10 protein-coding genes are annotated in these 9,508 nt (G+C 45.0%); 7 read left to right on the plus strand and 3 right to left on the minus strand.

Annotated elements, in window-relative coordinates; genetic code table 11:
* Positions 1-1,144: S-layer homology domain-containing protein (locus BBG47_RS26200; protein WP_175400646.1), on the plus strand; the 1,144-nt coding region annotated here is incomplete at its 5' end.
* A 228-nt stretch (positions 1,145-1,372) separates the two neighbouring features.
* On the opposite strand, the gene BBG47_RS26205 is transcribed toward BBG47_RS26200, so the two are convergent.
* A complete protein-coding gene (locus BBG47_RS26205; RefSeq protein WP_065294192.1) occupies positions 1,373-2,611 on the minus strand; it encodes a chitinase in 1,239 nt (412 codons plus the stop codon).
* A 249-nt stretch (positions 2,612-2,860) separates the two neighbouring features.
* Between BBG47_RS26205 and BBG47_RS26210 the strand changes: the two genes are divergently transcribed.
* The 6 genes from BBG47_RS26210 (at position 2,861) to mtnN (ending at position 7,565) form a co-directional block, all read left to right on the plus strand.
* A complete protein-coding gene (locus tag BBG47_RS26210; RefSeq protein WP_065294193.1) occupies positions 2,861-3,928 on the plus strand; it encodes a methionine ABC transporter ATP-binding protein in 1,068 nt (355 codons plus the stop codon).
* Positions 3,925-4,605 (plus strand): methionine ABC transporter permease, encoded by a 681-nt coding sequence (locus BBG47_RS26215; protein ID WP_021257788.1) that lies wholly within the window; start codon positions 3,925-3,927, stop codon positions 4,603-4,605. The genes BBG47_RS26210 and BBG47_RS26215 overlap by 4 nt, the downstream gene beginning before the upstream one ends.
* 89 nt (positions 4,606-4,694) lie before the next feature.
* Positions 4,695-5,156 (plus strand): S-ribosylhomocysteine lyase, encoded by a 462-nt coding sequence (locus tag BBG47_RS26220; protein WP_021256872.1) that lies wholly within the window; start codon positions 4,695-4,697, stop codon positions 5,154-5,156.
* Positions 5,157-5,161: 5 nt separating this feature from the next.
* A complete protein-coding gene (locus BBG47_RS26225; protein ID WP_065294194.1) occupies positions 5,162-5,932 on the plus strand; it encodes an SDR family NAD(P)-dependent oxidoreductase in 771 nt (256 codons plus the stop codon).
* A gap of 48 nt (positions 5,933-5,980) precedes the next feature.
* Positions 5,981-6,829, plus strand: coding sequence for a MetQ/NlpA family ABC transporter substrate-binding protein (locus BBG47_RS26230; protein WP_065294195.1), 849 nt, complete (start codon positions 5,981-5,983; stop codon positions 6,827-6,829).
* A gap of 13 nt (positions 6,830-6,842) precedes the next feature.
* Positions 6,843-7,565 carry a 5'-methylthioadenosine/S-adenosylhomocysteine nucleosidase gene (gene mtnN, locus BBG47_RS26235; protein ID WP_065294196.1) on the plus strand — a complete coding sequence of 241 codons (723 nt, stop codon included), beginning with the start codon at positions 6,843-6,845 and terminating at the stop codon, positions 7,563-7,565.
* 423 nt (positions 7,566-7,988) lie between these two features.
* On the opposite strand, the gene BBG47_RS26240 is transcribed toward mtnN, so the two are convergent.
* Positions 7,989-8,879 carry a hypothetical protein gene (locus BBG47_RS26240; protein ID WP_065294197.1) on the minus strand — a complete coding sequence of 297 codons (891 nt, stop codon included), beginning with the start codon at positions 8,877-8,879 and terminating at the stop codon, positions 7,989-7,991.
* A gap of 87 nt (positions 8,880-8,966) precedes the next feature.
* Positions 8,967-9,209 (minus strand): hypothetical protein, encoded by a 243-nt coding sequence (locus tag BBG47_RS26245; protein WP_065294198.1) that lies wholly within the window; start codon positions 9,207-9,209, stop codon positions 8,967-8,969.
* Positions 9,210-9,508 lie beyond the last annotated feature (299 nt).

The following is a 9,508-nucleotide window of genomic DNA, read 5'->3' on the forward strand; positions in this document are numbered from 1 at the left end:
AGCCGTTGCAACGGTTCATGTCAAGGAGTCACCTGCACAGACACCATATATCACGAGTCTATCGCCAGTATTCGTAGAGACAGTAGTTGGAACACCGCCAGTGATGCCGTCTGTCGTAACGGCCACGTATTCGGACTTATCGATAGCGCAGGTGTCAGTGGTGTGGGATCAGATTGATGCTAGTCTTTATAGCAAGGTTGGCAGCTTTACGGTGAAGGGAGCTGTTGAAGGTGCGCTCATGAAGGCAGAGGCCACTGTTACGGCGAGGGCAGATCGGGGATCTGGGAACGGAACAGACAATGGATCAGGTGGGGGAAGCAGCAGTTCCAGCACGTATACAACAACCCTGCCGCCAGCTAAAGAAACGGAGAAGCCAAAACCTAACATAAAGCACGGTGCACCTAAGCCTTTGGAGCTGCCCTATGAGCCGACAGCTGAACAGCTGCAGCATCCACACTATATATCTGTCGTGCGGGTGAATGAGGATGGGAACACCACACCGGTTGCATTCAGTTACTATGACCCTTCAGCTCTAAAAGTGAAATTCCTTGGTTACGATGGTGAGGATTACAAAGTTGTGTACAAAGAAGCAAAGTTCACGGATTTGCAGAAGCACGCTTGGGCGAAGGAAGCCATTGAAGCACTTTCCTCACGCGGTATGCTGAATGGCGTATCGTCCTATCGATTTGCACCAGAACAAGAGATAACACGTGCTGAGCTCGTAGTCATGCTCGTTCGTATGCTCCGCCTCACTGCGGAAGCGGATTCGAATTTTGCAGACGTCAATCCATCTGCCTCCTACTACCATGACATCGCAATAGCCAAAAAAGCTGGGCTTATTCAGGGAGTTACGGATAAGAAGTTCCAGCCTGAGGCAAAAGTGACGCGGGAGCAGTGGATGACTATCATCGAGCGTGCGCTCCGCCAAATGAAGCTCATCAATGCATCAGCAAATGGCGACGAATTGAATATATTTACGGATCGTGAGCAAATTGCAGATTATGCACTGCGAAGTGCAGCAGCACTTGTGAAGCTGAAATTGATCGAAGGAGCGAATCAGCAGCTTCTGCCGAGAAAAACAACGAGCCGTGCCGAAGCCGCGTTAGTTCTGTATCGAATCATTCCTTTGGCATTGCAGAAGTAAGTACAGAAGATGATCATGACAACAGCCTTCTCCTCGTAATAGGGAAGGCTGTTCATGCTTTACATGGTAGCTGAACTGATAGTTTCTGATCTGTATGATTCTTTTTTGGTAAAATAGATGTTGATTAAATGATTGAATTGATTGGATGATTGAATGATTATATGCCTGAATGTGAACCCCTCAATCTTGTTGTTGGTATGTTGGCTATTAGCTTGCTTCTCCGTATGATCAAAAAGGCTGCATGCCAAGCGTGTTGAGCTTCTCACCTGTAACATCCACGCCCATTTTGCTTGTAATGTCCAAATAGTGGCCGGTGCGGCGCTTGATGGCGCCGTTCGATTCATCCAGATTCGCTTCGAGCCCATTGAGCACCATGATGCTGGCTCCGAATCCTGCAGGAGCTAAGCCCTTCGCTTGTTCCTCTGCGGAAGGCTTCCATCTGCCAATCATAACATCATGGGCAGAAGGCTTTGGGGCTTGCGGTGTCATCCAGAATAAGATAGCGGTTGCAAAACCAAGCTTGCCGTCGGCCGCAATCCATTCCGGATTTCGAAGCAGCACATGTTTATCCCCGTATATAATGGCACTCATTAACCCGTAATTGAAATTCCAGCTCAGCATGATTGGCCCACGGCCGTAGTATCTCTTGCCTGGAACGCCCGGATATTCCTTGCTGCTTGCAGGATCTACGAACTCCGATTTATTCTGTCCCGTTCTGCCTGCAATGTTCTCGTTCCAATAGAGCCCCCAGCGCAGCATGCCTCCCGGAGCCGTATCCCAGCCTCCGCCAGTTTCATGAGACAGATTGGCGAGCAGCGCCGCGAGATCGCGCTTGCGATCCTTCTCCAATCCTTCATTCAAGAAGGCGCCGTAATCGACGATTTGTGTGATGATGCGCTTAGTCTTGTTCTCTGGTGTATTGAAGTCATCGGAACGTACAATGAGCGTTTCTGTTTTTCCCTTTTTCTCTAAACGATAAATTTCTTGAGCAGAATAGTTGCCTTCCCGATACGAAACTTTGTATTTCACATTGGCTACAAGGCTGACGGCATTGATGAGATTTTGATAGGAGTAATAGTCGGTCTGATTGGGATTATAGTCTTTCTTATCTTTGTTGAAGGCATGCCATTCTTTCGAACCAAGGCGCATTGGGAATAACGTTTCGTATTCCTTCTCGGGGAGTGCGGAACGGACAGCCTCAACCGCCTTGTCTGCGGTATAGTCAGGATCGATTCCATCCCATTGGGATTCAATCTGCTGTCTGGTCAGAATGCGGCTGTCGCCAACGGACAAGCTCTCATCTAGCAGGTACACAATATCAGCTTTGCCTGAAATGGAAGTAACGTCAGCAGCCGAGGCAGAGGCAGTTGTGAATTCAAGCGAGGTGAGAAGCAGTGTTGAGCTGAGTGTCAACAGCAGTGTGCACCGAATCCATTTCTTTGAAAGCGGATACGAAACGTTGGACATCAATACATCCCCTTTATAATCGAATAAGTGCAAGTTTTATTGATACATATTTATATCGCTTTCATTTTGGAATATGACAAGTAAAAGAGACGAAATTGGAAGACCGACCCCAACAAGCAGCGAAAAAATATAGTTGAAGGTATGATGATACTTACATATAGTAATTCCGACTATTCTGGTGTATAATTACGGAAATAAAATTTTCGGTAATTCGGCAGTACATAGAACGACCAGGAAGGGTTGGACATCATGATCTCATTATCGAATATTAGGGTAACGTTTGACACGGGCTCTCAATCGGTTACTGCTGTACAGGATGTCAGTCTGCACGTGAACGCGGGTGACGTATACGGCATTGTTGGATACAGCGGAGCGGGGAAGAGTACCTTGGTGCGTGTCATTAACCTGCTGCAGCGGCCTGCATCAGGAAGTGTAGAGGTGAACGGTCAGGACTTGCTGGCTCTGAGCCCCAAGGAACTGCGGGCAGCTAGGAAGAAGATCGGGATGATCTTTCAGCACTTCAACCTGATGAACTCCAGAACGATCTATGACAATGTAGATTATCCGTTAAAGAGTTCCAAGCTTTCGAAGCGCGAACGTTCTCAGAAGGTGAAGGATTTGCTCGAATTAGTAGGGTTATCAGATAAATTGGACGCATATCCTTCTCAATTGTCAGGGGGCCAGAAGCAAAGGGTTGCCATTGCTAGAGCGCTGGCTAATGATCCAGAAATCCTATTATGTGATGAAGCGACGAGCGCCTTAGACCCCAAAACCACATTATCCATATTGGAATTATTGAAAAAATTGAACCAAACCTTAGGGTTAACGATCGTGCTCATTACGCATGAAATGCAAGTGGTTAAAGAAATTTGCAATAAGGTTGCCGTAATGGAAGACGGTCGGATTATTGAGCAGGGAGATATCGTGTCAATCTTTAGCCGTCCGCAAAATGCGTTAACTCAGGATTTTATTAACACGGCTACTCATATTGAACAAACGTTGGAGAAGCTCTCCCAGCATCCGTCATTGGTGCAGCTGAAGAACAACGATATTTTATGCAAGATATCCTACATTGGCGATAGCACGAGCGAGCCGATTATCTCAGCGCTTACTGCTCGCTACAGGGTGACGACCAATATCCTATATGCGAATGTGGAGATTCTACAGCAGACGCCTATCGGCAATTTGATTGTGGTCATGTCGGGATCAACTAGTGATTTGGAAGCGGCGCTCGAATATTTGCAGTCGATTCAAGTTGCGGTGGAAATGATTGATTCTCGTCTTGTGCAGAACGTTAAGGTAGGTGAAACAGTATGAGTGAGTTTTTGATGAACAATTTCCCAAACATTTGGAATTTAAGAGAAGAGATTCTGATCAGCATCTATGAAACGATATACATGGTGGTCGTAACCTCCTTATTCTCGGTACTTTTCGGCCTTTTGCTAGGTGTAACCTTAATTGTAGTTGATAAGGGCGGGATTTTAGAAAACAAGCTCGTTTACAGTGTCTTGGACAAAGTCATTAATCTATTTCGCTCTATTCCGTTCATTATTCTTATCGCGGTTGTCGTTCCGCTTACCCGCCTTATTGCGGGGACATCGATCGGCATGCAAGCAGCAATTGTGCCGTTAGTTATCGGGATCGTTCCTTTTTATGCGAGACAAATTCAAAATGCGCTGGTAGAGGTAGATCCCGGGATCGTGGAAGCAGCTCAGTCAATGGGATCAGGGCCGATTGAGATCGTGTTCCGTGTCTATTTGAAGGAAGGTTTGAATGCGATTATCCGGGCTTCCTCCGTGACGGTTATTAACTTGATCGGGCTGACGACGATGGCGGGTGCGATTGGCTCGGGTGGTTTGGGCAGTCTGGCAATTAGCAAGGGGTATAATCGGTTCCAAAATGATATCACCATAGTTGCTACCATTTTGATCTTAATTCTGGTGTTTGTGTGCCAATTCATTGGCGACTATTTTACGAAGAAGACGATGCATTAGCAGCGGATTAGTGAACTTGATTTATGCAGTATGCTCCCTTAGGTGCGTACTGGATTAAATACAAACTACAGACAAAGGACTGAAGAACAATGGCAAAAGTAGAAAGCTTCCAACTGGATCACACAATCGTAAAGGCTCCTTATGTAAGAGCAGCAGGAGTTGAACATGATGAGAAAGGCAGCACCGTGCAAAAATACGATCTGCGCTTTTTGCAGCCAAATAAAGACGCAATTCCAACAGCAGCGCTTCATACGCTGGAGCATCTGCTTGCTACGTATATGAGAGACGAGATTAAAGGGATTATCGATATTTCTCCGATGGGATGCAGAACGGGATACTATCTGATTCTATGGAACGAGCACAGTCCGGAAGAGATTGCTTCCGCTTTGGAGAGAACGCTGAAGCGTGTATTGGAGACAACAGAGGTTCCTGCTGTATCCGCACTGGAATGCGGCAACTACAAGGATCATTCTCTGTTCTCTGCGCAAGAGTATGCAAAGATTGTGCTGGAAGCGGGAATCAGTAGAGATCCGTTTGAAAGAGTGCTGTAATTGCGATGATTACGCTCAATCTATCGCACCAGACAGCGATTGTCACAGGCGGGAAGTCAGGCATAGGGCAAGGTATCGTGCAAATCTTGCTGGAAAGCGGAGCTACGGTCATCTCTGCTGATCTGGCGTACGAAGCTGGTTATCTAGAGGTTAACGGTCAGCTCATCGAGACGAAATTGGACTTGTCCAAGTCCGAGGATATTGATCGCTGGTCCAGATTGGTTGTAGAGAATGCAGGGGTTCCCGATATCGTCGTGAACTGTGCGGGTACATCCACAATGGATTATGTGATTGACAGCAAACTGGAGGACTGGGAGAAGGTATTTTCCATTAACGCTACGGGGCTGTACCTGGTCTCCAAAATATTTGCCAAAGCAATGGTCGATGCCGGAAAGCCGGGCAGAATCATTCAAATTGCTTCCCAAGCAGGCAAGAACGGCTACCGGGCTATGGGCGGGTATTGCGCATCCAAGCATGCTGTTCTTGGCTTGACGAAGGTGATGGCGATCGAGCTGGCGCGGCATAACATTCTTGTGAATGCGGTATGTCCAGGAATTGTGGAGACACCGATGAAGCATCGGGAGCGGATTGAAGGTGGAGTCATCCGCGGAATGAGCGCAGAGGAAATCTATGCGGAGGATTGTTCGCAGGTTCCGCTCGGAAGAACGGCTGAAGTTCAGGATGTGGCCAATGTCGTGCTGTTCCTGGCAAGTCCGTTGTCTTCATATATGACCGGCCAGGCAATTAATGTAACAGGCGGGATGACGATGCATTAAGCAAGGAAGCTCTTATCTTTATTTTACATATAGGGGGGAGTAAATCGTATGACTAAAAAGAGAGTATGGGGCGGATTAGCGGTTGGGCTGGCTTTGACACTGGTGCTGGCCGGCTGCGGAGGCAAATCATCAGGCGATGCTGGGAAAATCGTGATCGGTTCTCAGGGATCGGACGCTCAGATTTGGAAGCATATCGCGCAATCTCAGGCGGCGAAGGACGCCAAGCTCGATATCGAAGTCAAGGAGATCAATGGCGGCGTAGAGCTGAATAACGCAACCAAAGACGGGGAAGTGGACGTCAACGCATTTCAATCTTGGGCGTACCTGGTCAGCTACAATAAAGACAGTAAAGCTGATCTTGCAGCAGTAGCGACAACCTATCTAGAGCCGATGGGAATCTATTCGCAGAAGATCAAGGATATTAAGGATGTTCCAGACGGCGCTTTTGTTGCTCTGGCGGATAACCCAGCCAACACGGCAAGAGGATTAAGTTTGCTGCAGGCAGCAGGGCTCATCAAGTTGAAGGATGGGTTCGACCTTGGAACGGGTTCAGAAAGTGATGTTGTAGAAAATCCGAAGCATCTGAAATTCAAGCTAATTGACGATACGACAGGCCCGCGGGTCATTCAAGATGTGGATTTGGTATTGATCGGGAATACGGTTGCGATGGAAGGCGGATTGAACGTATTGAAGGATTCGTTGTTCCATGAGGAGATCTCTGTGGATACCAAGCACAATATCAACGTGCTCGTGACGACCTCTGATAAGCAGAACGATCCAGGCATTTTGAAATTAGGCGAGCTGTACCACAACGAAGATACGCAAAAATACATTGAGAAAGAGTTCGGAGGCACAAAAGTTCCTGTTGAGAAACCGATCTCCTATCTAAAAGAATAGTGAGGCTGGCTTCATGCGGATTGCGATTATAACAGCGATGGAAGAAGAAATGGCTCCTTTTCGATGCCAGTCACAAGTTACAGCAAGAACACAGGTAGGCAAAGTTATTATCGAAGAAGCGATGTACCAAGGTCAATCCTTGATTCTAGTGGAGAGCGGGATTGGCAAGGTCAATGCAGCAGTTGCAGCGACGCTTGTGATTGAGCGTTATAAGCCGGATGTCATCATCAACTCCGGATCGTCAGGCGCATTTGGCGCAGGATTGGACGTAGGCGACGTCATAATTGCTACACAGTTCGTGTATGGAGACGTTGATGCCACCTGCTTTGGTTATGAGCCCGGCCAGGTTCCGCAAATGCCGGCCAAGTACGAGGCGGATGCGGAGTGGCTGAAAGTGGCACGGCAAACTGCGGCATCAGCCGATCTCCCGTACGCTCTTGATTTTGGATTAGTGCTGACGCTGGATTCGTTCATGAGTGAGTCCGAGCGTGTGGAGGGGATTAAATCCACTTTCCCTCTCGTGAAGGTATCTGATATGGAAGTACTTGCGATTGTACAGTCAGCAGCGCAATACGGGATTCCGGTATTATCTGTCAAGGCTGTATCGGACATTGCTGGGTATGGCGATGTCACGGCGAACAGCTTCGATGATAATCTGGATGTCGCCGCTGATCATGCTGCGCATTTTACGAAGCTGCTTGTTCAGCAGCTCTACACGAATGTAATAGCTAGCTGAGAATTGATCGATCATCCTAATTAGAATAGACCCGTAATCAATACCTGATGTAAGACGTACTGATTGCGGGTTTTTCTTTGTACATCGATTTTTCATGGCTCTACTGTTTTGGCTCTGGTTCAAGCTTAAATAGAAATAAATGATCAATTTCAGCTTACATTATTTTGTTTATCTAATAATGAGTTTATGTGGGTAATATTAGATATGATCATTGATAGAATGTGGAATATAATGAATGATTTAGAGACTGCCGTCCAAGTTGAAGAGCAAGTCCGAGATTATATTTCTTTTTTATAACCAAGAACGAATTCAGAAAAAATTAATAACCGTTCCCCGGTGGAATACTGGGAAACGGTTGCTGTAAAAAAGCGTCTTTTTAATTCTGCTACTTGAGGAGTGTGACCATGTAAAGTTGCTTTTATTTTAGAAGCGAGAATCGTTACTATAAGCTGAAAAGCTTTTAGATGCGTTTGCTATGTTAAATTCAACACCCGCAGTCTTTCCAGATACATTAAACTTAATGGAACTGATATAAGCCTCATCATATGTGTGAATATAATACGTAGTTGCCACACCACGATACGAATCGAATTTTGAATCGTATCTAGCTAGACCTGCGAAATGTTTACCGATATACGAAAATTTTTCTGTAGTTGGTGGCCAATAAACAGGACAGTAACATGTTTTATTTAAGTAATCCTGTAGCTGAAATCCAAATCCCTGTCTTCCGTCTCCGTCAGAACGACTAGTAGTAGAAATTTCATTTCCTTTGCCATCGGACATATAGGCGTAATGGGAATCGACCTTTGTTTCGTATTTACCTCCTGTAGCGGTAAACCCTACACCAAAACCATCTTTTCCACCAACATTCATAGGAAATGACTGAACAGTTGGTACATGATCTAGCCACTTATCATCTTTCCAATAACCACCTGCTACGATAATCCATTGTTTTGTATTACTGTCATAGTAAATATTCGGAGCATTCATAGTAATGGATGAATTATCTATCCCAGCCGTTCTCATGGACAGTTCCGGAGTTTCTAGTTGAAATACACCGTAATTCTCCATTTCATCAGCAATTACTGTTGGGTCTGCTCCCTCACTAGTCAGTTTTGCCAAGCGTTTATTGATTTCTTCTTCAGATGTAACGTTGAGTGAAAGGGTTTGTAGCTTTTGTTCAGCTTCTTGCACCAGCTGCTTTTTAGCCGCTACAATGTCAAATTCCTCTGCAGCTGAAGCTTGAAAACCAAAGATTGAAAAGACCAAGCAAGAAATCAGAAGAATCGATGCAAATTTCCCCTTTTTGAACATAGTAATATATCCTCCTTTTATTTTGGTATATAGGATATATTTGACATTAATAGCCGAAAACCTCTTTTTTTCCATAAATTTTATTTATTATTCTTTTTTAATTGCCAAATAGAATATTAAAAGCATTCCCATACATAACAAAAGATGGCTTATAACCATAGCAACTAGTGAATCCGTTGATTTGAATGATAAAATTCCTCCTAATAATGTAATCTCAATAGCAACAAAACCAAGTTTAATCAATTTGACATTTCTGATAAAAAAATAAACTGGAATGAAGATAACAAGGGAAAACACCGCCATAAGTAACACAAAGAAACTATATTCCATATCAGCCCTCCAAAATACAATTTAATCCAATCATATCAAGATTATGATATTCTGAATATCTGTTTTTTATGAAAGGGAATTTTATCCCATTACTAGATGCTAGAAATGACAACAACAGCTACATGAATACTATTTTGTTCATGATTTATACCACTTCAATGTGAGAGAGCGTAAAATATCTTGTGTAAATCATAACCGCCTTTCTTGGACTATGAAAAGTATGATCGTAATGGATAATTTAAAGCAGCAGACCGTGGCTCACTACAAAGGTTCCAACGACACGCTCGAATCGTTTGTCA

It is taken from the genome of Paenibacillus sp. KS1 (genome assembly GCF_001680695.1).
Taxonomy (GTDB): Bacteria; Bacillota; Bacilli; order Paenibacillales; family Paenibacillaceae; genus Paenibacillus_B; species Paenibacillus_B suaedae.